This window comes from Bremerella sp. P1 (genome assembly GCF_028748185.1).
Classification (GTDB): Bacteria; Planctomycetota; Planctomycetia; order Pirellulales; family Pirellulaceae; genus Bremerella.
The window spans coordinates 4146737-4172309 of record NZ_CP118164.1 but is presented as its reverse complement, the minus strand read 5'-3'; the positions used below and the strand labels follow the sequence as shown (position 1 = coordinate 4172309).

Here is a 25573-nt window from a genome sequence, read left to right as displayed (position 1 = left end):
TTGCCTGTCAGTCGACGGCCACAAATTGAAATAGTTTGATGCGATTGCCGTCGGGGTCGGTCGTGGTCCACTGCAGAAAGCCCTCGTCACTCGTCTCTATCGGTGCCGAAGGTTCCATCAAGTACGACTCAATGTGTTCTCGGGCAGCCGCTAAATTCTCGACTTCGATGGCCAAGCTGAAAGCCGAATGGTCCCTTGGCTCATCTTCCTGCAACTCGAGCAGCGAAAGTCGCCAGCCTCGCCCGGCCAAGAGTGCATAGCCCTCTTCGACACTGCGTACAGCGGCCTTCATGTTCAAGGCACTCGTATACCACAGGATCATCGGCTGCCACTGCGCCGTCCGTATCTCAACCGCGAATAGTTCCATCGAAGGTTCCGTCAAAAGGCAACCAAGCAGAGACTCTCACATCGCGTTTAAATTACCATTGCCAAGACGCCGCGTCACGGTCACATCGTCCGAGCTCGCTCGAACTTCTGCTCGAACGCCACATTTCCGTCGACATCACACAGTTGGAACGTGATCTCCGATTCGTCCTGATCCCCATCGACGATCACATTCAGGAAACCACCTTGCACTTTGTGAAAGCGATGGATCTTCGGATTTCGCCCTGGCGTTCCGCCGGCATGCGAATTACTGGCGGCACCTACGCTGAACTCCTTGACGCCTGTTTCCGGATCGACCGAGTGGTATTGCCAGTGACGATCGCCACAGATCACGAAGAAATTATCCGGGACGTTATCGTGTATCCACTGCCGAATCTCGTTGCCTTCGTGGGAGAAGCCCGCATTGGCGTGATTGTCGTTCTTTCCCTTGCGGTCTGGGCCCACAATCGGGGTGGGACTGATCAGAATCTTCCAGGTCGCGTCGCTCTCTTTCACGGTTCGCTTGAACCAGGCCTTCTGCTCAGTTCCCCAGATCGTCTTGTCAGGACCATCCGGCATCCGATTGGGCGAACGGAAGTCGCGGCCGTCCGTCAGCCAGATTTGCAGATCCTTGCCCCATCGAAACGTTCGATACGAATCACTGCCCAGCGGTGCCTGCTGCCGGAAAATCTTCTGCCCCTCTTCAAACGTGACCTCGCCATATGTCCGCCCGGGCCAGGAATCGTTGTTGAGCGTGTCATGATCATCCTTCAACCAATAGGTAGAAGTCTTGCTGAGCGTATCGACCAGGCGCGGCAGACTGAACATCCGCTCCCAATGTAAATGCGCCAGATCGACCGACATCGCGCTGGGGGCATCGTTGTCGTAGTAAATCAAATCGCCGGTCATCGAAATGAAGTCGGGATCCTTCGCTGTCATCGAAGGATAGATCGGGTGCCCGTCGGGATGGTCGCGGTCAGGATAACCCTGGCAGGTCATCACGCAAAAGTGAACCGGTTTGATTTCATCTGGCTTGGGTGCCGTGCGGAACGTGCCGACGCGAGCCCCATGTTCCTGACCTTCCACCGAGGTCTCGCATAGTACGTGGTACTCGGTGCCAGGTTTCAAATCTTTCAATTGAAATTGGTGAATGAAGTCCGACTCCTCGTCGACGCTCACCCAATCGGTTTTCAGCGTGGTGCCTTGGTCTTCGTAGACGAGTCGAATCTTGCCTGGTTGTCCCGGGCATGCCCCTTCGATTTGCTCGACCGGTGTCTTGAGGGCTTCTTCGGACTTGCCTCGCTTCTTGAACACAATCCCGTCGTTGTTGCGTTCTGTGTTCTTCGTTAAGCGTGTCCAGACGATCGCAGTCGTCGGTGTGACTTCTCCGATGCGAATTCCGGTCGCTTGGTATGCCGGGTTCATAACTCTCGTCGATTCGTTGGCTTCCGCCGCTGCCGCAATGGCAGCCGATGCAACCGTGGACTTGAGGAAGAGGCGTCGATGGAAGGGAAGAAAGTCAGGCATGAGGGATTTCCGGAGCCAAAAGGGAGGAGAAGTCAATAGTTTGCGCAGGGAAATTTGAACGATCTGACAATCTGCGGATGGTCGATCTTTCCTTGTCGCAAATCAGGTAGGACATTCTCTAGAATAAAGTCAGGCAGGCCGGACCGCAAATTTCGCCCACGGAATTCCGCGGTGGCCGAACTCATCATGCACTACGCAGGAACAGGTGCCATGGACGCGGAAGCGAAGGCATTGTGGAACAAGATCGAGGCGTTCTCGTTTGATCAACCGGGAGCAACGCTGACCTTTGCCGCCAGACTGGCGCGGGAAAACGGCTGGCGACTGGGTTTCGCTCAACGTGTGATCGACGAATATCGTCGATTCCTCTTCCTCTCGATGGTCGCAGGCCACGCGGTTTCACCATCGGAAGCCGTCGACCAGGCCTGGCATCTGCATCTGACCTATACGAAGTCGTACTGGGAACAACTCTGCGGCGAAGTCTTACCTCGCCCTCTGCACCATTGCCCCACACTGGGACGCAGGGAAGAGACCGAGAAGTTCGACGACTGGTACGCGAAGACCCTGGCAAGCTACGAAAACTACTTCGGCGAAAAGCCACCGAAGGACATCTGGCCGACAGTCGGCGAGCAAATGGAGTCGGTCGTCGACAGCCGCTGGGTCAATCTCAGCGAGTACTTCATCATTCCTCGCAATCCGTTGAAGTGGTTGGCGCTGATTCTATTGGTGTTGCTACCCATGTTGAGCCTGGGCGGATGTCAGGCCGATCCGGTGGCGGCTGTCTCACCCTTGGATTTCGATGGCCCCACATTCCTGAAGTTCTACGCCATTACCGGGGTCATCTTCCTGGTGATCGCGCTCGCTATTCGCTTTCTGATCCCCATCCCAGAACCACCGATCCCCGCGAAAGTCGACGACCCTACGCTTGCGGCATACCTGGCCCAAGGCCCGAAGGGACTCGTGATCGCCACGATTGCCAAGCTGATTCAAGACGGCAAACTCGAACTGGTCGAAGGGGGATACTCAGGCGGACGCGTCGTCAAGCAATTGCTGGCCCTCAATCCGCCATCCTCGGGTGCGTCGACCTTGGAACGTCATATCTACAACGAGGTAAAACGCTCCGGCAAGGATGGAATCCAAACAGTTATTGCCAACTCGATTCCCATCGCCAAGGAAGCAGGGGCCAGGCTCACGGAAATGGGGCTCTTCGAGCCAAACCCTTACGAACCGATCGCGCGGCGGTGGGTGCCTTCGCTCATCATGCTGGGTATCTTTGGCCTTGGGGTCACCAAGCTCGTGATCGGTACCACTCGTGACAAACCAGTCCTATTCCTCGCGTTGATGGTCATTCCGGCGCTGATCAGTTGTATCTGGCTGGCCGTTCGTCGCGGGCGTACTTCGCGCGGCAACGCCATCCTGTCGGATTGGCAACATGAAAACGCGCATCTCAACCCGATGGCCCCAGGCTCGAAGATTACCACGGCCGACGACTACTTCCTGGCCGCTGGACTATTTGGCATCACTGCGTTCGCATCCGGAGACCTCTATCCACTTGCCGATGAATTTCGTGCCGCCCAAGGTTCCAGTTGGGGTGGCTTCGGCGGTGGCTGTGGAGGAGATTCCGGATGCGGCGGCGGAGGAGGATGTGGCAGTGGTTGCGGCGGGGGTGGCTGTGGAGGATGCGGAAGTTAATACGAGGCCTGTAACTTAAAGGAGATGGCCATGATGCAAACGGAAATCACTTACATCTGCAACGCGTGTGGCGAAGACATCGTCATCCCACTCGATCCGTCTCAAGGGAGCGAGCAACAGTTCGTTGAAGACTGCCCTGTGTGTTGTCGACCGCACGTGATTCATATCCAGCTCGACCCGAATGGTGAAGCAACGGCCTGGGCTGAACCCGAGCAAGACTACGACTAGCTCGCCATTTTGTGGCACACGCATCGTCCCTACGCATAGCGATCAACCGGTCAAGACCCTGCTATGGATCAAACTATTCACCCAGGCACCATCGGAAAGACCGTTGGACCCCTTCGCCCGGCTGGTCAAATCGAGATCTATGGGCAGGTGCACAATGCCCGAAGTGAGATGGAATGGATCGACGACGGGCAAGAGGTTGTCGTGACCAATCGTCAGGCCAACAACCTGGTTGTCCGGACCCGACAAGATGAAGAAGAGGTGGCCATCGACAAAGATGTCGACCTGACCCATCCCGTTTCGGTCGACCACAACGTCGATCTTACGGCACCTCCATCGGTCGTCGAGAAGGTCAACCCGCTTTACTGGAGCATGGGCCTGGCATGTGTTTGCGGCGGTGTTGCGATGGTGCGAGGAACGCCCATCGATCAAGGGATTATCCTGGTGCCAATCTCTGGGATATGCTCAGGCTTTATTTATCGCTGGACGATTGGCTCCGCAGCCGAGTCGACGGCACCGCGTGAAGATCATCGCACCCTGGCCAGAGCCCTGGCCTACGTGATGATCGCGATGACGATCATGGGAGCTTTTTTCGGAACGGCCATATTCGGAACATTTGTCGCGTTGTCGCTTGGACTTGTCGCTGGCACCCTCTTCGGTGCGGCGATGTGCTGGATACTGCTTCTGGCGGTACACGTGGCGTGAATTCCGAAAGTGCTACACGTCCATTTCGACTTGCTGCGGCTTCCAGATATCGAACAGCACACTTAAAAGCACCGGCACCAGGAACATGGTGAACACGGTCGATACGATCAGGCCGCCCACCACCACGGCTCCCAGGCCGCGATACAATTCGCTTCCCGAACCAGGCATCAGCACCAGCGGCAACATACCGCCGACCGATGTCAGCGTGCTCATCAGAATGGGGCGCACGCGGCTTTCCACGCTCTTGGCGATCGCCTCACGCGGGGACAGATCGCTCACATCGTCCCCTTCTTCGCTTCGTCCTTGTAGAAAGTTGATCGTCTGGTAAACGATGAGGATGGCGTTGTTCACCACCACGCCAGCCAGGATCACAAAACCCAAAATCGTAAGCACGTCCATGTTCTGGATCGGCATGTAGCGATCGGCCACGCTCCACTGGTGCACCAGTGCCAGTCCTGCGAAGCCTCCGAGCAGGGCCAGCGGCACGCTCACCATGATCACCAGCGGATAGGTCCAACTTTGAAACAGCACGGCCATTAACAGGTAAACAATCGCCAAGGCCAGAAAGAGCGAGCTGAACAACGTACCCCGAACGGATCCGTCCCCCATCAGCGCTTCCCGGATCTGCGCCAGCTGCCCGGCCGAACCGGCCAATTGCATATCGACATCTGGGGTGATGGCTCCGGCTTCCCGCAGACCGGCGACGGTCGTTTGGACTTCGTTGATCGCCGCTTGCAGTGGCACCCCTGGAGGTGGCGTGAACTGCAGCGTCACCGCGCGACGACGATCGACGTGCTTGATCTGGTCGGCGGCTTCCACGCGTTCTGGTGTCGCCAGGCTCTCCAGATCAACGACCGATCCACTCGGCGTGGCGATCGGCGAATTGAACATCGCGTTGGTCGGATCGCTTTGCAGGGCCTCGATATTGATGATCTTCAAATCCTTCAATTCGCCCCCCACATCAAACGACCGTGGCAGCAAGATCCCATCCCCACTTGCCGCCACGGCCAGACCAATATCACGTCGCGTCATATTCACATCTTGCAGACGCTCATCATTCGGGGTGATTCGAATCTCAGGCGTCGGCAGCGAGAAGTTCACAGGCTCGGGCGTCACGCTGTAAGGGCCATACTTTTCCATCAGCGAACCCAAGAGCGCCCCAGCAGCACCGCTGACGCGATCCAGGTCGTCGCCAACCAGGTCGATCTTGATCGCTGACCCCGTCGTTCCACCCGTACGAAACAGCGGCATCTGGAATGCGAAGTTGATCACCCCAGGTGCCTGATCGCCGCCAGCGGCGGACGTGAAGAGCGGAAGCGTGTCGACAACCTTTTCCTTGTCTTGCGAGATGGCGACTTGAAACACGCGACCATCCCAGGCAACCAGGAAGTAATGATCCAATGGAGGTGGCATCACCATCTCGTCCGAGCCCATCATCGGCACCGGCTCGCGTTTGTCCTCGCCGTCCCACTCGTGGCCGCGAAGGACGGCTTCGGCTCCGAACTTGTCCCCTGCCGCTTCCCAAGCCGGTTTGATCTTGGCTTCCATCCGGGCACCGATTTCCGACAGTTGATCGACGTTGTAACCCGGCGGCGGAAGCAACATTCCCAGCACAATGTTTCGATTGCCGGTCGGTAGATAGTCGAGCGGCGGCACCAATAGCCAAATACCGATGATCGTCGCGATACCAAACCCGCCGACCACCAGCAGACGCGAGGTCCAATTGCCGATCAAAACGTAGACCGTATTGCCCACCATCGCCGGCACGTTGGTGATCGCAGTCAGGAAGCCCCACAGCCGGGCCCCAAAGGTCTTCGGCTTGGCGGTTGGGTTCTTCATCACAGCCGACTCGTGAGCATGCTGCTGAATCGACTTCGCTTTGAGCCACTGCCCGGCAGCTGATGGAATCACGGTCGTTGAGACAATGAAGCTCACTCCCACCGCGGCCATGATCGCCAGCGCGATATCTCGGAAGAGCTGCCCGGCTTGTTCTTCGATAATCAGAATCGGAAAGAAGACGACCAGCGTCGTCAACGTCGAGGCCAGCACCGCCCCAGATACTTCTTGGGTTCCGTCGACAGCAGCCTTGGTAGCCGACTTGCCCATCTCGATATGGCGGAAGATGTTCTCGATCACCACGATCGCATTATCGACCACCATCCCCACGGCAAACGCCATCCCGGCCAGCGAGATGATATTCATCGAACGTCCCAGTGCCACCATCACCACAACGGCCACGACGGTCGAAACGGGAATCGCGATGGCGATGATCCCAATCGTGCGAAGCGATCGCAGGAATAGAAGCAGCGTCAGAACAGCGAGCAAGCTACCCATCAAGATGTTGCTTTCGACCAGGGCGATCGCGTCGACTACGTAAGTCGTTGCATCATAGGTCTGCACCAACTCCAGCGTGCCGTTGACTCCCAGCCGCTTGGCTTCCTGCTCAAGCACACCTCCCGGTTTATTCAGTTCTTCCAGCTCCTGCTTGATTCCGTCCATCGTTTCCAGAAGGTTCCCGCCACTTTCGAGCATGAAGCTGAAGAACGGCATCGTCTGACCGCGGGCCCGAACCCATTCGGTCATCTCCTTGTGGGCTTCCTGAACCGTTGCGACATCGCGCAGGTAGATGGGGCCAGTTTGCTCACGACGAATCACGAGGCTCTCGACCCACTGGGCATCGCGGAAGCGTCCAACGCTTCGTACGCGAATATCGCTCTTGCCTTCCGGCAGTTTGCCGCCAGAGAAATTGCCGTTATTGTACTGTAGGGCGTTGACCAGCTCCTGGTAGGTGATCCCACGCTGGGCTAACGCCACTGGATCGACCCGTATCTGCACTTCCTTCTCGCGGGCACCTCGAATGCCCACCTGTGACACGCCAGGGATCCGCTCGAATCGCGGACGTAACCGACGCTCCATGAAGTCGTACAGCGTCGTCGCGTCGAAGTTCGGATCGGTCGATGCCAGCCCGATCCAAGCGATGTAGTCGACCGACTCGGGATCGAAGTCTTCGACCTGCGGTTGATCGACTTCGGCAGGATAGCCGGAGACTTCCGACAGCTTCTGATCGACTTCCGCCATCGCCTCGTCGATGTTGGTGCCGGTCATGAACTCAAGACGAATCTGCCCCGAGCCTGGCTGGCTGATGCTAGTCATCGAAACGAGCCCAGAGAGATCGCCGAGCCGTTGCTCTTGCTCTTCGACAACGTCCGACTCAATCTCTTGAGCCGAAGCGTTCTCCCAGTAGGTCATCACCGAGACAACGACCGACTCCACCTCCGGCGTCATGCGAATGGGCATACGCGTAAATGCGAGCACACCGGCCATGATGCTGAGGATCACCCCCACCGCGACCGTGATGGGCTGCCTGACCGCAAGCTGGATGAAGTTCATACGATGTCCTTGGAGTATCTACTTGAGTGGGTCAGGCAGCCGTGATTTAGCGAGACTGGCTCGACAGGTTCACGGCTGTGGTCGAGTTCATAGGCGGCTGCTTAGAAACCGCGATTGGCGTGCCGGGGAATAGCCGCTCGTTCCCTTCGACCACTACCATGTCTCCCTCGGTAAGCTGAGGCGACTCGACGACCGCCAGGCTGCCGGTTTCGAATTTCACACTCACCGAAGTCCGGGCGGCGATGGTCTGTCCTTCGTTTTCAACCGCCTTGAAGACATATGCCATTCCCGCGGAACGAATGATGGCATCCTTAGGCACCGTCAACGATGATTTAGCAGGCCCGGTTGGCAGCCAGGCTTCGACCGACATACCAGGAGCCAGGATCGCGTCCTTGGCATCCAGCGTCAGCACATACTGAAACGTGCGAGTGCGCGGATGAACTTCGTGCACGCGTTTAGCCGATGCGGAAACGAACTTGCGATCGGTCCCCACGATGTGCACGGCCACTTGTTGTGCATATTGCGAGACGATGCCTGCGTAACGTTCGGGAATTTCCAGCCAGGCTTCGACCTTGCCAGTAGAAACAAGCGTGACAAACGGTTCGCCCGCTTTAATCCATTCGCCCGGTTCGGTGTGACGCATAATGACCTGGCCATCGTACGGAGCACGAACTTCGGTATCGTCCAGTCGCACTTGAATCAGATCCAACTGGCGGCGAATCTCATCGAGACGACGGCGATCGGTGGCCAGCTTGGCCTGGGCAATGGTCAGTTCGGTTTCGCTTCGCTCGTGCTGCTGCTTCGAAATCGCGTTGTTGCGAATCAGCGTTGCCGAGCGGTCCATGTCGAGGTTGGCCTGGCGAAGTTCCGCTTCTCGCTGAGCGATCAACGCTTCTGCGGTTCCGAACGCGGCTTCGAGTTCCCCTTTCTGGGCTTCAAGTCGCCGAGCATCGATGCGTGCGATGACGTCGTCCTTCTTGACGGTCGCTCCTTCGCGGACCGTTACCTCGAGCACGCGACCGTCTTCCAGGGCAGCCACGTCACCACGGGCAACCGCTTTCAAACTTCCCGTGAAGCGATGGTGGGGCTCGACGGTCTGCATGGTCGCAGGCACCGCACGAACCGCCGTCGGCGGCATTTGTGCCAACGCGGGAGATACCACCATCGTCAGTCCGACGAGCGTCATCAGGATGAAACGCATACCCTTCTCCATCTCCACTGTTGCCTAAATAGTAGACCAGTCGTCTTGAACAATCCCTAGTAAATACATCAGGGTTCAGCCTGCCTGCTTCAGTAATACCTGAAAGACAAAATGCAGGAACTGGTTCACCGGTCGAATGTGATTGTCGACTTGAACGCGAATCATTGCTCCCTCGAACGAGTAAACCATGAACTCTGCCAAAGCTTCGGGATCGTGGGCCGAGTCAATCTCACCAGCTTCCTGGGCTTCGCGAAGACAATCGGTCATAATGACGCGCCACTCGTCCCACCCCTGACGCACGGCGAGGCGTAAAGGTTCGCTCAAAGAGGATAATTCTAAAGCTAGCTTACAAATCAGGCATTCCTGCCGCAATTCCCGCGAATTGATATCGTCGCGAGCCCAAATGAAGTATTGCTCCAACCTATTTAGCGGGCTTAACTTCGGATCGGTTAAGGCTTGGCGAAGTTTCTCAGTGTTCTCGACCACCGAAGCCTCGATCACCGCCACGCCCAGCTCTTCCTTCGACTTGAAGAAGTGGTAGAACGACCCCTTAGGCACCCCGGCGTCGGTCAGAATCTCGTTCAAACCGACCCCGTTGTAGCTTTTGGCAATCATCGCCTTGCGGCCTGCCTCGATGATTTCGCTTTTTGTTTCGCTGCCCACGTACCGGTTACCTGTGTTCCATTGGGGTGATTGGCAAATATTAGACCAGTCGTCTAGTAGAGTCAAGGGACGCAGAATGGCCAGCTCGAAGCAAGGAGTTGATCGACAATCGTGCCCGACAAGTGTTCAGCAACTGCTGAGCAACTGCGTGTGAGTTCGTTACTTTTAGTTCGACAAACGAGCTCACAGGACCAATAAACCGAAACACCTTATCGCGGTATCGACACATTTCCTGCTGCGAGATAGATTGAAGCAAAACGTGTTTTGCCATAGATAATCACCCGCGAAAACTTCTGGCCGATGGAAGAACCTGACCTAGTTGAACGGATGTTGCGGGCCATTCGTCGGGTCATTCTGAAGACTTCCCAGTATTCTCGTTCGCTGGCCAGAAACTCGGGATTGACGCTTCCGCAACTGCTCTGCCTGCGGGCCATTCGTGACCTGGCCGAGGAAAGCGAAGAAGTGACCGCGGCCCAAGTTTCCAACCGAGTTGGTCTCGCCGCGCCGACCGTTTCCCGCATCTTGGAACGCATGGAACGCGGACAATTCATCGAGCGGGTTCGCAATAGCCCCGACCGGCGGCGTGTTCTGATTCACTTGACCGAAACCGGTAAGCAAAAGCTGGCCGGCATTCCGACTCCCCTGCAGGAGCAGTTCGTCAAACGCCTGACATCACTTCAGGAGAACGAACTCCGCGGGTTGGTCGCCTCGCTGGAGCAAGTGGTCGAACTGATGGAAGCTGCCGATCTGGATGCCGAACCGGTGATCTCCGCGGAGTTTGAACACCGCGAAGATCGATCTCGGTTGGCTTAACTTTTTGAGCTAGAAGGCTCGAGAGCGTTGGCCTTGCGCCGCCAAGCTTAGGCATCCTTAGCAGCAGGATAGACCCCATTTTCGTCGTGGACTTCATTGCCGACAACGGCCGGATTGAAGACGCAAACCATGCGGGTATCGACGTGGGCAGTGAGCAAGTGCTTGTCGTTCTTGTCCAATGCGTAAACCGTACCAGGCTTGATCTCGAATTTCTCGCCACTGGGCACCAGTTCGACGGTCGCGTGCCCTTCGATGCAGTAAACGGCTTCGAGGTGATTCTGATAGTGGATCGGCGTGGTGGTCCCTTCACGCAAGATCGTGTCGTGCAGCGAGAACCCCATCTTGTCTCCGGCAAGCAGAAGACGACGGCTGTTCCAGTTGCCACCTTCAACATCCCGATCGGTTCCCTTGATCTCCTCTAAACTTCGTACCAGCATTGGGTATGACTCCTGTGTCTCTCTTTAATCTTTGTTGATTGAAACTTTGAGCCCTGAAACGGGCCTGGGGATCACTAAAAAAACCGGGGGCACTCTACACTTGCAGAGGCCCCCGGGCTGTTTTCTTCCGATGGTTCATCCCAATACGGGACGATACGGTCGGGGTATGGATTGTCTGCGTCGGTTACGACTTGGCAGACACAACCGTCTTGGTCGAAACTTCCGACCGCAGGTTTTCGTGAATCGCTTCGGTGATGATCCGCAGACCTTCCTTCAGCGCGTCGTACTCGATCGTCAGTGGCGGCAGGACCTTCAACACTTCGTCGTTCGGTCCAGCCGTTTCGACGATCAGGCCGCGGCCAAACGCCGACTTCGAGATCTTTCCGGCCAACGACTTATCGGGGAATTCGATACCCTGGATCATACCGCGACCACGAACGCTACCGTCGTATCGGTCGGCCATTTCCAGGAACGCATCCTTGATGATACGCGCCTTTTCGTGGACTTCCTTCGACAGGCGATCGTCACGCCAGTAGGTTTCAAGCGCCGTCGCCGCGGTGACGAAAGCCGGGTTATGACCACGGAACGTACCGTTGTGTTCGCCTGGCTTGAAAGCGTCAAACTCTGGCTTGATCAGATCCACCGCCAGCGGCAGACCGTAACCCGAGAGCGACTTCGACAAGCAGATAATGTCGGGCTCGATTCCAGCAAAGTCAAAGCTGAAGAATGGGCCCGTACGACCACAACCGACCTGAATATCATCCAGAATCAGCAGGGCACCTGAGGCCTTGGCCAGCTCGGCAATACGACGCAGCCATTCCTTCGAGGCAACATTCACGCCACCTTCTGCCTGAACCGTTTCCAGAATAAACGCAGCCGGCTTATCGATACCGCTACTGTTATCTTCCAGGTAATTCTCGATCATCGAGATCGTATCGGTTTCGGCGTCGAAGTAGTCGCAGAACGGCATGTGTGTGGTATCGTGCAGCGAAACGCCAGCACCGGCTCGCTTGCCGCTGTTACCGGTGATCGCCAGCGAACCCAGCGTCATCCCGTGGAAACCATTGGTAAACGAGATGACGTTACGACGTCCCGTTACCTTACGCGCCAACTTCAAGGCGCTTTCCACGGCGTTGGTTCCCGTTGGACCAGGGAACATCACCTTGTATTCCATGCCACGCGGAGCGAACAGCGCATCCTGCATTGACTGCAGCAGACGCTTCTTCGCAACGGTCGTCATATCCAACGCGTGGGTGATACCATCGTTGGATATGTAATCGATCAGCGCGTTCTTGAGTGTTTCGTTATTGTGGCCGTAGTTCAACGAACCGGCACCGGCGAAAAAGTCGATGTACGCCTTGCCGCGATCATCGAAGATCAAGTGATCCTTGGCCGTTTTGAACGTCGTGGGGAACGAACGGCAGTAACTACGAACGTTTGATTCCATTCGGTCGATAATATTCATGAGCTCTTTCGGTTGGGGCCAATTGGGCCGACCCGGCAAAGTTCTTCCGGGTCATGGGCAAAAGTTCCGAAGTGTTCTGCTAAGAAATAAGGACTAAAGCCTATTTCTGTGTGCATAGAACGTGCCAGGGCATCAAAGAGTCGACGAGATGGCTGGTTGTCAGGCGTAATCGTCGCCTCGACCCACTCGAGCTTCTCACCGGGGAATTGAGCAATCAGTGCTTCTAACATTCGCTTGGCGAGACCCTGGCGTCTTGCTTCCGGCGCAACGACCACTTGCCATACGAATAATGATGTTGGTCTTGCCGGTGGGGTGTAGCCGGTGACAAAACCAACGATCGATCCATCGAGTTCCGCGACAACACATGTGTCGGCGAAATCTTGACACAACAGCAAGTAGAGGTAGCACGAGTTGTCGTCTATCTCTTCGCTGTTGGCGACCAACTGACGAAGCTGCGCACCATCTTCGACGCGCGGTTTCCGGATAATCATCCGGGCTGATTACCTCCTCTAGAGTCCTCTATTCGCGTCCCTAAGATCGACACAATCCCAGGGATTACCTAGCCTTTCGGTTTCGCGAAAATTACTGCAGCAATGGTTGCTGCCGCAACTAATTAGCTTTAGAATTTAGCACATCTCACCTAGTAGATCAATGTGCAAACAACTTGTTTCGCGGAGAACCGACGAAAGACACAACATCTTTGCACATAATTAGTTACGAAACACACTAAATAATGTTCGATGAAAATAAGTCGGAGATTTCATTAACTGGAATATTAGCACTGCTAATACTAGCAGCAGCCTTGGGCGCAATCTTTTGGCAGGCTAATCGACCTAATACCAATGCAGAAACAACCTTAGCGCGGATTCAAAAAGCCAATTCCGTCCGCATTGGTTTTGCCAACGAAGCCCCCTATGGGTACCTCGACACTTCCTCCGGAAAAGTTACCGGCGAAGCCCCTGAAATCGCTAAAGCCATCTTAAAGCGAATGGGTGTTGATCATGTCGAACCCATCGTGGCGGATTTCGGATCACTTATTCCCGGTCTGAAAGCCAAGCGATTCGACATCATCGCGGCCGGTATGTACATCACGCCTCAAAGAGCCAAAGAAATCTCGTTCTCGAATCCTTCGTATGCGATCGGCGAGTCGTTCATCGTCAAGGCCGGCAACCCGCTCAATCTGCACGGCTATGAAGACGTTCGCGATAACTCCGACGCCAAACTGGGCGTCATGGGAGGCAGCGTTGAACAAGGCTATGCCCGAGACATGGGAGTCAACGATAACCAGGTGTTGGTCTTTTCCGACTACAACAGCGCGATCCTCGGACTCAAAGGTGGCCAGATCGATGCCGTCGCAGCGACCGACCTGACGGTCAACGATCTCCTGCAAAAGCAGGACAGTGACGAGATCGAAAAGGCAACGGACTTTCAAGACCCCATCATCGATGGCCAAACGATTCGTGGTTACGGTGCGTTCGGTTTTCGCCAGGAAGACGTCGCACTGCGCGAGCGGTTCAATGAAGAACTCGCCAAGTTCATTGGCTCGCCTGAACACTTAGAGCTGGTAAAGAAGTTTGGCTTTGACCAGTCGACCCTGCCAGGCGATGTGACAGCAAAGGAATTGTCGGAAGCACCGTGAGTAATCTCCCTCCTCCTCTCGATCTGCTCCCCTTCCTGCTGCAGGGGCTCTGGATCACCGTCATCATTACGCTCGGCGGCTGCGTCGTGGCGATAGTCTTGTCGGTGCTATTCGGTGTATGGAGCAAGTCGACCGATCCGATACTACGTTGGCTGAGTGCGATCTACATTACCGTGTTCCGCGGCGCCAGTGCTCTGATCCTCTTGTACTGGTTCTATTTCGCCATGCCGGAATTAACCAACATCCGCTTAGACGCGATCACGACCGGCATCTTGGTATTGGGGGCCAACGTGGGTGCCTACGGCGCCGAAGTCGTCCGGGCAAGTCTCGAAGCGGTCCCCAAAGGTCAGTATCAAGCCGCTGCCGCACTCAACCTAAGTCGCTGGCAGACGATGCGGTATATCATCTTTCCGCAAGCGATCCTGAGCATGATTCCACCCTTTGGCAATCTCATGATCGAACTGCTCAAAGGGACGGCCCTCGTCTCGACGATCACCGTTACCGATCTCACGCTGCAAGGCAAGTTTCTGCGAGACGATACGCATCGCTCGTTTGAAATCTTTGGCCTGCTGCTGGTGATCTACTTCCTTCTGTCGATGACCATCACCGGAGTCTTCCGCTGGCTGGAACATCGTCATTCCCAAGGCCGCGATTACGGAGGAGGGAACTAATCATGTGGAAGTGGGATGTCGTCTGGCAGGTCATGCCAGACATCTTAAGTGGTCTAGTTGTTACGCTCGAAGCAGTGGCTGGTGGCATGATCCTGGCGCTGCTGCTTGGGCTGCTATGGGCTGTGATGCGTCGTTCCAAGTCGCACTACATCAGTTGGCCGGCGTGGGCGATTGTCGAGTTCGTCCGAAGTACGCCGCTGCTGGTGCAGTTGTTTTTTGTCTACTACGTGATGATCGACATCGTCGGCCGCGGCTTCTCGCCGCTGATGACCGGTATCCTGGTTCTCGGCGTGCATTACAGCTGCTACACGGCCGAAGTCTACCGAGCGGGACTCGACGGGATCGCCCGCGGCCAATGGAACGCAGCCAAGGCACTCAACCTGACGCCGTATCAAACGTATCGCTACGTGATCCTGCCCCAAGCGATTCCGCCCATCCTGCCAAACCTGGGCAACTACTTGATCGCGATGCTCAAGGAAGCCCCGCTCCTTTCGACGATCACCGTCCTGGAAATCTTGAACGAAGCGAAGATCTTCGGCAACGAACATTACCGATACCTTGAACCCCTGACGATCGTGGGTGTGCTGTTTATCCTGCTCAGCCTATTGGCGGGCCTGTCGGTTGAATGGCTTCGCAAACGCACCGCGGCAATGACCTCATGAGTGAAAACACACCCCAACTGCAAGTTCGTAACCTTCAAAAGACGTACGGTACCAACCAGGTGCTGAAGGGCCTGAACGTCGACATCCAGTCTGGCGAGAAGATCGCGATCATCGGTCCCAGCGGCTCCGGCAAGAGCACCCTGCTGCGCATCCTGATGACGCTGGAAGCCCCCAACGGCGGAAGCGTGAAGGTCGATGGCGAGTCGGTCTGGACGATGAACGTCAACGGCAACGAGAAGAAAGCCGACGAAGCGCACATGCACCGCATGCGGTCAAAGCTGGGTATGGTCTTCCAGCACTTCTTCCTGTTTCCCCACCTTTCGGTTCGTCAGAACCTGACGCTGGCACCGAAACTGGTGAACAACGTCTCCGGCTCGGTTGCCGATGAAACCGCAATGGAACTGCTGAAGATGGTTGGTATGGATGGTAAAGCCGATGCCTTCCCGGCGCAGCTTTCCGGCGGTCAGAAGCAGCGGGTGGCAATTGCCCGGGCCTTGGCGATGCAGCCAGAGATCATGCTGTTCGACGAGGTCACCTCGGCACTCGATCCCGAACTGGTCCACGAAGTCCTCAATGTCCTGCGTAAGCTGGCGGAAAAGTCAGACATGACGATGCTGCTGGTCACGCACGAGATGAACTTTGCCCGCGAGATCGCCGACCGCGTGTTGTTCTTCGACGGCGGCGTGATCCTGGAAGAAGGTCCGCCGAGCCAGATCTTTACCGAACCTAAAGAACAACGCACCCAAGAATTCCTGAAGACTGTATTGGAAGCCTAGCCCCACGATGCTTAGCCAAGAGCTGATTGACTCCACGACGTTACTCCTCGTTCTTCTTAATCCTTTCCTGTTATGCATCTACCTGTTGGACCTGATTCAGGGCCTCGACACCAATGGCTTTGCGCGAACGATGATTCGGGCAGGGCTGATGAGCGCGGCTATCTACTTCGGCTTCGCGGTGGTCGGTGACACGGTCTTCACCACCATCTTCAAGGTCCGCTACGAGTCGTTCCTGCTGTTCGGCGGTATCGTCTTTTTGCTGGTTTCGATTCGCCTGGTGATGAACGGCAGTAGCGCGATGAAGGGGCTTCGTGGCGAAGCACCACACGGTGCCGAGGGAACCGCCTTGCCGTTCATGCTTGGTCCCGGAACGATCAGTGCGTCGATCGTGACAGGTGCCAAGGTCAGCATCCCGGAAGCGGCGGGGGCGATCGCGTTCTCGGTATTCGTCTGCGTCGTCTCGATCATCATCCTCAAGTGGATTCACGACATGATCCGCAAGCGTTACGAAGCGATCATGGAACGTTACCTCGACACGATCGGGCGAATCATGGCCCTGCTAACCGGGACCATCGCGGTCGACATGATCCTCAACGGCCTTGGCCGCTGGCTGGGGACTGGGGCGAGTTAGTTTTGCCATGATTCACGCTGGTGGTGTGGGTTCCGTTGAACAATGCTCTCCGTCGGCGAAGTCGTCCCAGCACCACTGGAAGTCGACGAATCCATGCGATGCCAAAGCCTGATGACATTGAACCGCAACTTGAAACACTTCCTGAGCTGTCGCCGAAGTGGTTGCACCGAACCACTGAGAGATGATCCCTGGCAAGTAACTCGGCGATATTTGTAGTATCCACCGATTTTCGTAAACCTGATCTGCCAGGACGACGATTTCCAATTTCGAGATATCGGATTGGACGGTAAATACCCATCCTGAATCGCGCCAACATTCGGATTGGGATACTTGGAGTACCGATTCACTTAATTCTGCAGACAACAACCGCGCGATCGTCATTCCACGAATCTGCTCTCCAGGCGTGTGAGCTTCCACCCCATAAAAGGTTGCGTTCTGCGATTTTGGCATATTTGAACGGTCCCCGAACGGCACATGACTTAATAACAAGGGGAAGATGTTCCCGATTTTATTAATGGGCTGAAATTAATGTCCGATACGGCCCATACGAATAGTACTTCGGTCGATCATCCAATCGCACATGTAGCCACGGCACGCCAGCCCCGGCCGTGCTCAACCAGACTGGCTTCTCGCTGATTCGCTTCGCTAAGGTCTCTCCGACGGCCTGCCAAAGCAAACGTTGCTGGGCAGCCGGGGCCTCACGCACAAACGCGGCCAAGTGCGGATAGGCTTCCTTTTCAGCCATCGGCGACGGCACCACCAGCGTCGCATCGCCCCGCAAGTTGGCGAATGTTACGACTTGCTGGTCGCCTGTGAAGTGCTCTTCAAATGCCGACGAGCGAGCCGATCGCCGCAGTTCTAAGCTTTCGACCAGTACGCACTCAAACGGCTGCGTCCACGTTGTGGTCGTCAGGCCTGGCAGTTCCCAGCGAAACGCTTCGTAGGCTGACTCGGCAAGGGTCTGATTGAACGCCGCCTGACACGCCCCATCGAGAGACAGCTTCACAGCGAACTGCTCGAAACTAAGCGTTTTCCCATCGATCGAGATCTGAATGCATACGGCTCGTCCTTCCGAGATTTCACGAATATCTACCTGCACGGTCCGCCCTCCTTCACTTCGTGTTTCAGCTGTGTTCATACGATATCAGACGCAGCGAATCAAACTTTCGGTGTTGACACCATCTGCCGCAAAGCTATTATTTAACCATATGGTTAACTATCTGTTTTTCAGAAAGTGAGTCCAGGTGGTTCATTCACGCAGTCAACAACTCGACGAGACGTTTTTCGCACTCTCCGATCCGACCCGCCGCGAAATGCTTTCGCGGATGGCAGGCGGCGAGATGACCGTTGCCCAGCTTGCCGACCCGTTCGAGATGTCGGCCCCGGCGATCTCCAAACACCTTCGCGTGTTAGAAAAAGCAGGCCTCCTTGAGCAGCAAAAAGACGGACGCATCCGCCGATGTCGGCTCATTGCGGCTCCCTTGAAAGACGCGGCCCAATGGGTCGAGCAGTACCGTCAGTTCTGGGAAGACCGCCTCGACAGCTTGGACCAATACCTGGCTGAGATTCAGTCAACCGAGAAGCCATCGAAGAAATCGACCACCAAGAAACCCAACAAGAAAAAGAAGTCGTAACCATGGTTGCACCAATCGAGCGGCAGACGTTAACCATTCGCCGCGTCCTGAAAGCTCCGCCGGAACTCGTCTTTGATGTCTGGACCCAGCCCGAGCACATGCTGCGTTGGTTCTCGCCCGCAGAAAGCTATACCAATCCGTTCATTGAAGTCGATTTGCGTGTCGGCGGAACGTACCGAATCGCCTTTCTCTCGCCGGATGGGGTGCAGTCGATCGTCGGCGGCAAGTACCTTGAAATCGCCAAGCCAGACAAGCTGGTGTTTACCTGGAAGTGGGAAGAGCACGACCGCTTTGGCGACCACGAAACCACCGTGTCACTCAGCTTCAACGCGTGTGACGAAGGCACCGAACTTGTCATGAATCACGAAGGATTGCCCGTCGGTCCCATGTTGGAAGAACACAGCTGGGGTTGGCAAGGAACGCTCGGACGCTTGGAAACGGCACTCGCCACGCTTTAATTCTTCACTACTTCAACCAAGGAACACGTTCGTGGAATCGAAACAACAACTGATGCATTCCCTGCGCACGGCATACTCAATCACGTTGCCGCTGCTGGAAGACCTGCAAGATGCCCCTATGACCCCGCCCACCGCACACGGCGGCAACCACCCGACCTGGCTCGCAGGCCACCTGGCCCATAGCGTTGGTCTCCTGGTGTGGGAAATCATGCAAGGCAAGCCCAACCCATTGGCCGATTGGAATGAACTATTCCAAGGCGGTTCGCAGCCTCAATCGGATGGTGCGGTGTACCCTGCCTACGAAGAGATCCTCTCCCAGTTCAAGTCGCTGCACGAGGAAGCGTTCGCCCTCTTGGAAACGCTCACAGAAGAGCAGTTGGATCAGCCCAGCAAGAACCCACCGCCGAACTTCGAAGAGGTATTCGGAACGTGGCGGCAATGCTTCGGTGCGATGGCCTTGCATCTGACCAACCACCGCGGCCAGGCAGCCGTCTGCCGGACGGCCTTGGGACGCGAACCTCTGTTGGTCTAAAACGAGGGATACAACTCATGCTGAAAATCATCGCGGGAACGCTTGCCTATTTGATGGTTACGTTCCCGCTGGCATACGTCTGGCACCTGGTCCTGTTTCAAAAGACTTACGAGGACCTCGGCTACATTGACCGCGAAGAGCCGATCATCGCGTTCGGTTTTGCCGCGATCCTACTTCAAGGGATTATCCTCTCAGCCTTATATCCCAAAATTTGCGCCGGCATGGCTTTCTTTCGTGGGGCGGTTACGTTTGCCCTGCTGATGGGAGGCTATCACTGGACGATGCATGTCCTGGCGGCGACAGCGAAACATCCGATTGCTCCGCTGTCGACTTGGTTTCTGCTGGAAACCGCCTATTTGGTGCTTCAATTCAGCCTCGGCACGCTTCTACTGGCGGTGATCCATCGTCAACTTGGGGCGAGCCCCACGAAGTTGTCGCCAGAGTGAAAGACACGGTGGGACATCCTCGCTAAAATCACAGCATGCAACGAACGTCCCCCAAGCTCTGGCAGCACGGCGCCGCTCAGCTGGCCCACCTGATCGCTTCGCGCGAGGTCTCCGCATCGGAGGTGATCGACGCACATATCGAACGCATCGAAACGGTCAATCCGCACATCCATGCGATGACCGAAACATTCTTCGATAGGGCAAAGACTACGGCCAAGCGTCTGGATGATGAGCCTTCGCTGCTTGCAGGCCGACCGCTGCGCGGGGTGCCGATCTCGATCAAAGAGTGTTTTCTCGTCGCTGGTGGCAAGACAACGCTCGGCATGACGCTGCCTCCGATCGTGCATGCAAACGACGGCCTGCACGTCGCGCGGCTGCGCGATGCTGGCGGGATCGTCCTGGGCATGACCAACGTGCCGCAGATGATGATCATCCACGAGACGCGCAATCCGGTCTTCGGCACGACCAACAATCCGTGGAACCTGGGGCGTAGCGTCGGTGGAAGCAGCGGTGGCGAAGCCGCGATCCTGGCGGCTGGTGGTACGGCGCTAGGCCTGGGAAGCGACCTGGGAGGAAGCATTCGCCTGCCGAGCCATTTCTGCGGCGTCGCTGGTTTGAAACCCACCTCGCGGCGGCTGGATCGTAGCGGTGCCGTCGAAAACCTGCGCGGCATGGCGTGGCTCGAATATCAGCCAGGCCCCATGGCCCGTCATGTGGCCGATCTGCGACTGGCGATGCACGTACTTTGTCGTACGGAACCGAATGCCCGTTGGAGCAAAGCGGAAGACGCTCGATCAGGCTTCAATCCGCAGCCCTCCACCGACATCCGTTCGCTGCGGGTTGGCGTTTATGCCGACGATGGTTTCTTTCCTCCCTGCCCTGCCGCGAAGCGAGCCATCGCCGAAGGCATTCAAGGGCTAGAGGCCCGCGGGGCGACGATCGTCACGTTAGAACCACCAAAAACACTCGAGCTCCTCAAGTCGTACTTTGCGATTGCCAGCGCCGATGGCGGCCGTGATTTCCGTCGCATGCTCAAGGGAAGCAAGCTCGATCCCGAAGTGGCCCGCCTGGTACGACTGGCGGCCCTGCCGCGTTGGATTCGGCCGCTGATCGCGATGCTGGTCCTTGCTCCGTTTGGTAAGCAAAAGATGTCGTCTTTGTTTCAAGCGTCGGGGCCTCGCTCGGCCAACTCGCTGTGGCAAATCACCTACCAGGCTGTCCAACAGGTACGCGAAGTCTTTCAGGCGTGGGACGAAGCGAACGTCGACGTGGTCCTTTGTCCGACGCATGCCACCCCGGCTCTGCTTCCCGATTGTGCCGTCGATATGATGCCGGCGGCCAGCTACAGCGTCTTGATGAATCTGTTGGGCGTTCCCTGCGGAAGCGTGCCAGCGACGCGTGTTCGTGCTGGGGAAACTTCCGATCGCCGCGGCAAGCTCGATGCGAGCGAACGCCTGGCCGCCAAGATCGAAGCTGGCAGCGAGGGACTTCCGATCGGCGTGCAAGTGGCCGGTCGCTTCTGGCGGGAAGACCAGGTGCTGGACGTGATGGAAGCTTTAGAGTCGCATTACCGGACGCTGCCGGACTATCCCGATATCGTTCACCTTCCCCAGTTTGGCAATGACTAACCGCGGTGCACCATGCTGACCTGGATGCGAAGTTTCTGGAAACCCAAGTCACTGGGCGAGCGAGGGGAATCGCTCGCGTGCCGTCACCTTCGCCGCCAAGGCTACACGATCGTCGCGAGGCAAGATCGAACGCGTCTGGGTGAGATCGATATCGTTGCAGTCCAGCAGCGGACGATCGTCTTCGTCGAAGTCAAAACCCGGTCAGGCGAAGCAAAAGGAACGCCTACCGACGCGATCGACCAAGACAAAGAGCAGCGTCTTACCCGTGCGGCCTTGGCCTACATGCGACGGCACGATTTGCTGGGCAACTGTGCCGCGAGATTCGATGTGATCGCGATCGTCTGGCCGGAAGAGAAAGCAAAGCCCAAGCTCACGCATATCGAAAACGCCTTCGAACCGACCGGGCAGTTTCAGATGTTTTCGTAGATCGCTAAATGCCCCAGCGCTCGCGCAATGCGGCGATCAACTCGGTCTGATCCTTATCGTCGAGATGATCCCAGGCCAGTTCTCCCTTGTAAACCGAGAAGCAGCTTAGCTCCTCGAAGGGAATGCCGGCGACCTGAACCTGAATCCGGCACAACGCTTGAACGTGATCTTTCCCGTCCGGCACATACCCCAGAACCTTGGCCGACTCGAACTTAGAAACGACCTTCTTGAGATCAGGAAGATGCTTCTCGTGAATGGCCTGGGCATGTCGCCACATCCGCGGCACTTCGTCGTCGAGCAGCATGTACCACTTGCCGTCGACCTTCTGGCAAGTCTCTTCGATCACATGCAGCGTCACCGCACGTGTGATGACATGAGCGCGTTCCGGTGACTCGTTAATGACACCCAGGATCTCAAGCTCTGGCGTACTTTCACGGAGCTGCTTCTTGGGAATCACCCCAAAGGTGTTTTCATACTTCTGCTTCAGCACCGCATCGGGACCGGCCTGGCTGACTTTCTCTTTGGTGTCGATCGGATGCAGCTGCTGCTTGTGATGGGCAACGACCGGGTCGAGCGGATTGCTCGCGAACAGTTCCATCAAGAACTTGGAGTACGCTTCCTTCGACTTGGGATGCGTCAGGGCAATGATCCGATCGAAGTCGGAATCGTAGAGCGCGTTGAACGTTGCCTGGACGACGGCCTTGGGGGAAGCCTGGGCAGGATCAACTTCTTCTCCCCAAGCAACTCCCGGGAAGAGCACTACCAGCACCAGCCAAACAAATTGATTTCGCATATCGCTTTCCGAGCAGTCGAGTTGTTTCGAGTTCGCTTCAGTATACAGAAGCGAACCAGTCCGTTTTCCGAACGAACCGAATCTTCGACGTAACCTACAAGCAATTAACACGTTACGCCACTCTCTGGCAAATTCTTTCAAAAACTTTTCCCACCTGAAATTCAGGTGACCCAACGTGTCACCCGCCTAATCGATAGTACTTGTGTCGCGGATGGAAAGGGTTTTCCGCCGGGCTGCACACGACACAAAACACATCACGTTGCCGAGATATGGAGAGGTCTGTCATGGCTTTGGGAATTGGCCTGGAACTGGGTGATTGGATCGAAGAGTCGACCGAAACGAAGACCGCATTTGCGGAACTGGCCGTACTGGAAGATTTGTTCGAGGGTGTCGATGCTCAGCCGCGTCCGTACCAGGTACGCATCGCGACGAAAGCAATTCAAGCTCTGTTGAGTGCCGACGCAGATCCGTTTGACGAATTTGCCGGGTCGAGTGCTTCGGTCCTGATCGAAAGTCCCACGGGCAGCGGGAAGACGGTCATGGGCCTGGCAATCGCCCAGTGGATGCAAAAGCACTTCGGCCTGTCGATCGGCTGGGTTTCGATGCGACGCAATCTTCTGTCGCAAGCCCAGGCCGAGAACATCGCTCGCGGCTTCGATGTGAAGCTGGAGCTGATCTCGATGTTCGACAAGGACCCACCGAAGGTCGACATGTTGATCGTCGACGAAGCCCAACACGACGCCGCGATGAGCATGGCCAATCTGCACTGCACGATTCGCCCGCAATATATCTTGGGCCTCACGGCGACTCCCTTCCGTGGCGATCGCGTCAAGCTTTGCTTCGATCATGTCATCCGCGACGCAGGCATCCATCAACTGATTCAAGATGGTTACCTCAGCGAGTACCACCACTACACAATTCCTGAATATACCCCGGGAGCCGTCGCGGAGACCTACGCGTCGGACATCCAGCGGTGGGGGAAGTCCATCGTCTTCTTCCACCGCCACGACCAATGCGTCGAATGCCAACAGGAGCTCACGCTCCGCGGCATTCGCAGCGAGATTGTCACCGCCAAGAGTGACCGCGATCGGCAACTGGCCGACTTCATCTCTGGCAAGATCACCGTGTTGATCAACATGAACATCTTGACCGAAGGGTTCGACTGCCCTGATTTGAAGACGGTCTTCTGTCGACCATCGAGCAAGGCCTGCACGATTCAAATGTGCGGGCGAGTCTTCCGCAAGCACGTCAGTCACCCCTTCAAGCAAGTGGTGCAATGTCAACAAACGCCGCATCCGATTCTGAAAACGGCCGCGGCCATCGAGCAGTACGTGTGGGCCGGCGATCAGTGGAACAGCTTGAAGATGAACCGCCAGATCGAAGCGATCAGCCAGCGATCGCGACGCCTGATCGCCGGTACCCAGGTACGCTTGCCCAAACTGGTCGCGGCACTCAAAGAGACGCGGCCGATGTGGGAACAGCGGCGGAACCGCTTCTAATCGTTCACCAGAAAGCGATTAGCCCCTCACCCTAACCCTCTCCCCTCAGGGGAGAGGGGACCAGATGTTGCTGAAAGCAAATCCCTCTCTACTGAAAACTGAACACTGAAAACTTCACACTGACCCAAGAACCAGGTCAAAACTCATCCGGAGCCCTGAACCATGCGATGGAATTTTGAATACGGACATGCTCGCGTTTCTGATTTTCGTGTCGAGGCCGAGCGAGACCTGAAGTCAGGCCGCGTGAACGTGACCGGCATCGAACTGCACGGCGAGAAGCTTCGGCCGACGAAGCGATTCTGGAAGTCGATGTTCATGCGGTTCGGCTTCTCGGAAAGCGTCTTCCGCTACTTCGATCATGGCGAAGTCTTTCAGCGGATCTCGGAGAAGGCCCCCAACGATTCGGTTCGCTTCTGCCTGGAACGGGGCGGTGCGAAAGGGCCGCGACTGCTTTCGGTCAGCAATCCGAAACGCCCCGTGATTACGCACGAGGAAGTTCGCGGCTTGCTCGACCAGTACGACGGGAAAGACATCAAGTACACCGAAGGGGTCATCACCAGCACGCATCGTCCTCGCAGCGGCGACTGCGACTTTGAAATCGGCGGCGACCGCTTCAAGCATCGCTTCGTGATGGAGACCCCGATCGATGGTTTCAGCCAACCGAAGATCTACCTTTCGTTTCTGCGGATGCTGTGCAGCAACGGAGCGATCGGCTACAGCCGGGCGTTCCGCAGCGACATCAGCCTGGGCAAGGACATCGGGCACTGCATCTCGCGGGCTCTGGAAAGCTACGACAACGGTGAAGGGTACGCCGGACTACGGCAACGGTTTGAAAGCTCGCAAACCTCGTGGGCTTCGCTCAACGAATGCAACAAGCTGTACAAGCTGCTGTTCCGCTGGGACCGCTCGAAGTCGTTCGATCGCCCCAACGTGTTGACCGACTTCCACCGCTTGACCGGCCGCATGAATCAGATGTACGGGCTCACCAACCTGGATGCGTTAAGCGAGAAGCGTCTCCGCGTGTTACCAGCCAAGTGCCGCGTGTACGACCTGGTCAACTTCGCCAGCGAAGTCGCGACGCATCACGCCGACGAAGCGGCCTCGCGTACGCTGCAAGCCTACATCGGCAGCTTGATCTCCGACGAATACGACATGGAAGGCACCGCCGGCGAAGGCTCGGAATTCGCCGACTTCTTCGTCTCGGACGAGAAGCCCGCCAACGCGATGTTGAACTAAACAGATCTGGTCCCCTCTCCCTCGCAGGGAGAGGGTTAGGGTGAGGGTTTATCGAGCAAAGATC

Annotated in this window: 27 protein-coding genes; 17 read left to right on the top strand and 10 right to left on the bottom strand. The window is 56.5% G+C overall.

The features are described 5' to 3' along the window. Positions 1-7 precede the first annotated feature (7 nt). Positions 8-367: a VOC family protein gene (locus PSR63_RS17550; protein ID WP_274326980.1), complete on the bottom strand. Its 360-nt coding sequence runs from the start codon at positions 365-367 to the stop codon at positions 8-10. Positions 368-447: 80 nt separating this feature from the next. After that, positions 448-1890 (bottom strand): alkaline phosphatase D family protein, encoded by a 1443-nt coding sequence (locus PSR63_RS17545; protein WP_274326979.1) that lies wholly within the window; start codon positions 1888-1890, stop codon positions 448-450. Between the two features lie 171 nt (positions 1891-2061). Between PSR63_RS17545 and PSR63_RS17540 the strand changes: the two genes are divergently transcribed. The 3 genes from PSR63_RS17540 (at position 2062) to PSR63_RS17530 (ending at position 4509) form a co-directional block, all read left to right on the top strand. Continuing rightward, positions 2062-3579 carry a TIGR04222 domain-containing membrane protein gene (locus PSR63_RS17540; RefSeq protein WP_274326978.1) on the top strand — a complete coding sequence of 506 codons (1518 nt, stop codon included), beginning with the start codon at positions 2062-2064 and terminating at the stop codon, positions 3577-3579. Between the two features lie 30 nt (positions 3580-3609). Next, positions 3610-3807: a CPXCG motif-containing cysteine-rich protein gene (locus PSR63_RS17535; protein WP_274326977.1), complete on the top strand. Its 198-nt coding sequence runs from the start codon at positions 3610-3612 to the stop codon at positions 3805-3807. A gap of 63 nt (positions 3808-3870) precedes the next feature. Beyond that, on the top strand, positions 3871-4509 hold the full coding sequence (locus PSR63_RS17530) for an NfeD family protein (RefSeq protein ID WP_274326976.1): 639 nt from the start codon (positions 3871-3873) through the stop codon (positions 4507-4509). A gap of 12 nt (positions 4510-4521) precedes the next feature. On the opposite strand, the gene PSR63_RS17525 is transcribed toward PSR63_RS17530, so the two are convergent. The 3 genes from PSR63_RS17525 to PSR63_RS17515 form a co-directional block, all read right to left on the bottom strand. Beyond that, positions 4522-7899 carry an efflux RND transporter permease subunit gene (locus PSR63_RS17525; RefSeq protein ID WP_274326975.1) on the bottom strand — a complete coding sequence of 1126 codons (3378 nt, stop codon included), beginning with the start codon at positions 7897-7899 and terminating at the stop codon, positions 4522-4524. A gap of 46 nt (positions 7900-7945) precedes the next feature. Beyond that, positions 7946-9100 carry an efflux RND transporter periplasmic adaptor subunit gene (locus tag PSR63_RS17520; RefSeq protein WP_274326974.1) on the bottom strand — a complete coding sequence of 385 codons (1155 nt, stop codon included), beginning with the start codon at positions 9098-9100 and terminating at the stop codon, positions 7946-7948. Between the two features lie 75 nt (positions 9101-9175). Further along, on the bottom strand, positions 9176-9763 hold the full coding sequence (locus PSR63_RS17515; protein ID WP_274326973.1) for a TetR/AcrR family transcriptional regulator: 588 nt from the start codon (positions 9761-9763) through the stop codon (positions 9176-9178). 300 nt (positions 9764-10063) lie between these two features. Between PSR63_RS17515 and PSR63_RS17510 the strand changes: the two genes are divergently transcribed. After that, entirely contained in the window at positions 10064-10576 is a 513-nt protein-coding gene (locus PSR63_RS17510) for a MarR family winged helix-turn-helix transcriptional regulator (RefSeq protein WP_274326972.1), read from the top strand. A 47-nt stretch (positions 10577-10623) separates the two neighbouring features. On the opposite strand, the gene PSR63_RS17505 is transcribed toward PSR63_RS17510, so the two are convergent. The 3 genes from PSR63_RS17505 to ectA form a co-directional block, all read right to left on the bottom strand. Next, a complete protein-coding gene (locus PSR63_RS17505) occupies positions 10624-11013 on the bottom strand; it encodes an ectoine synthase (RefSeq protein WP_274326971.1) in 390 nt (129 codons plus the stop codon). 184 nt (positions 11014-11197) lie between these two features. Further along, positions 11198-12478: a diaminobutyrate--2-oxoglutarate transaminase gene (gene ectB / locus PSR63_RS17500; protein WP_274326970.1), complete on the bottom strand. Its 1281-nt coding sequence runs from the start codon at positions 12476-12478 to the stop codon at positions 11198-11200. Continuing rightward, complete coding sequence (ectA, locus tag PSR63_RS17495) at positions 12475-12969, bottom strand: diaminobutyrate acetyltransferase (protein ID WP_274326969.1); 495 nt, start codon at positions 12967-12969, stop codon at positions 12475-12477. The genes ectB and ectA overlap by 4 nt, the downstream gene beginning before the upstream one ends. A gap of 311 nt (positions 12970-13280) precedes the next feature. On the opposite strand from ectA, the gene ehuB reads away from it, so the two are divergent. The 5 genes from ehuB to PSR63_RS17470 are packed head-to-tail and all read left to right on the top strand — an operon-like array spanning position 13281 to position 16857. Continuing rightward, complete coding sequence (gene ehuB, locus PSR63_RS17490) at positions 13281-14117, top strand: ectoine/hydroxyectoine ABC transporter substrate-binding protein EhuB (protein WP_274326968.1); 837 nt, start codon at positions 13281-13283, stop codon at positions 14115-14117. After that, positions 14114-14788 carry an ectoine/hydroxyectoine ABC transporter permease subunit EhuC gene (ehuC, locus tag PSR63_RS17485; protein WP_274326967.1) on the top strand — a complete coding sequence of 225 codons (675 nt, stop codon included), beginning with the start codon at positions 14114-14116 and terminating at the stop codon, positions 14786-14788. The genes ehuB and ehuC overlap by 4 nt, the downstream gene beginning before the upstream one ends. A gap of 2 nt (positions 14789-14790) precedes the next feature. After that, on the top strand, positions 14791-15450 hold the full coding sequence (gene ehuD / locus PSR63_RS17480) for an ectoine/hydroxyectoine ABC transporter permease subunit EhuD (protein ID WP_274326966.1): 660 nt from the start codon (positions 14791-14793) through the stop codon (positions 15448-15450). Beyond that, positions 15447-16226, top strand: a complete 780-nt coding sequence (gene ehuA / locus PSR63_RS17475; RefSeq protein ID WP_274326965.1) for an ectoine/hydroxyectoine ABC transporter ATP-binding protein EhuA — start codon at positions 15447-15449, stop codon at positions 16224-16226. The genes ehuD and ehuA overlap by 4 nt, the downstream gene beginning before the upstream one ends. 7 nt (positions 16227-16233) lie before the next feature. Further along, positions 16234-16857 (top strand): MarC family protein, encoded by a 624-nt coding sequence (locus tag PSR63_RS17470; protein WP_274326964.1) that lies wholly within the window; start codon positions 16234-16236, stop codon positions 16855-16857. A gap of 511 nt (positions 16858-17368) precedes the next feature. Here the strand turns inward: PSR63_RS17470 and PSR63_RS17465 are convergent. Further along, the gene (locus PSR63_RS17465) at positions 17369-17956 is read right to left on the bottom strand and encodes a DUF6940 family protein (protein ID WP_274326963.1); all 588 of its coding nucleotides are present in this window, start codon (positions 17954-17956) and stop codon (positions 17369-17371) included. Between the two features lie 145 nt (positions 17957-18101). On the opposite strand from PSR63_RS17465, the gene PSR63_RS17460 reads away from it, so the two are divergent. From PSR63_RS17460 to PSR63_RS17435, 6 genes are read left to right on the top strand one after another with little or no spacing between them, the layout of a single operon-like run. Next, positions 18102-18491: an ArsR/SmtB family transcription factor gene (locus PSR63_RS17460; RefSeq protein WP_274326962.1), complete on the top strand. Its 390-nt coding sequence runs from the start codon at positions 18102-18104 to the stop codon at positions 18489-18491. A gap of 2 nt (positions 18492-18493) precedes the next feature. After that, entirely contained in the window at positions 18494-18949 is a 456-nt protein-coding gene (locus PSR63_RS17455) for an SRPBCC family protein (RefSeq protein WP_274326961.1), read from the top strand. 31 nt (positions 18950-18980) lie between these two features. Next, on the top strand, positions 18981-19481 hold the full coding sequence (locus PSR63_RS17450; protein ID WP_274326960.1) for a DinB family protein: 501 nt from the start codon (positions 18981-18983) through the stop codon (positions 19479-19481). Positions 19482-19498: 17 nt separating this feature from the next. Beyond that, positions 19499-19927, top strand: coding sequence for a hypothetical protein (locus PSR63_RS17445; protein WP_274326959.1), 429 nt, complete (start codon positions 19499-19501; stop codon positions 19925-19927). Positions 19928-19962: 35 nt separating this feature from the next. Further along, positions 19963-21555 (top strand): amidase, encoded by a 1593-nt coding sequence (locus PSR63_RS17440; protein WP_274326958.1) that lies wholly within the window; start codon positions 19963-19965, stop codon positions 21553-21555. A gap of 12 nt (positions 21556-21567) precedes the next feature. Continuing rightward, positions 21568-21981 carry a YraN family protein gene (locus PSR63_RS17435; protein WP_274326957.1) on the top strand — a complete coding sequence of 138 codons (414 nt, stop codon included), beginning with the start codon at positions 21568-21570 and terminating at the stop codon, positions 21979-21981. A 4-nt stretch (positions 21982-21985) separates the two neighbouring features. Here PSR63_RS17435 and PSR63_RS17430 read toward each other — a convergent pair whose 3' ends face one another. Continuing rightward, positions 21986-22774 carry a hypothetical protein gene (locus PSR63_RS17430; RefSeq protein ID WP_274326956.1) on the bottom strand — a complete coding sequence of 263 codons (789 nt, stop codon included), beginning with the start codon at positions 22772-22774 and terminating at the stop codon, positions 21986-21988. Positions 22775-23058: 284 nt separating this feature from the next. Here PSR63_RS17430 and PSR63_RS17425 point away from each other — a divergent pair, with 284 nt between their 5' ends. Further along, a complete protein-coding gene (locus PSR63_RS17425) occupies positions 23059-24273 on the top strand; it encodes a DEAD/DEAH box helicase (RefSeq protein ID WP_274326955.1) in 1215 nt (404 codons plus the stop codon). 162 nt (positions 24274-24435) lie between these two features. Next, on the top strand, positions 24436-25509 hold the full coding sequence (locus PSR63_RS17420; RefSeq protein WP_274326954.1) for a DUF932 domain-containing protein: 1074 nt from the start codon (positions 24436-24438) through the stop codon (positions 25507-25509). The last annotated feature ends 64 nt before the right edge of the window (positions 25510-25573 follow it).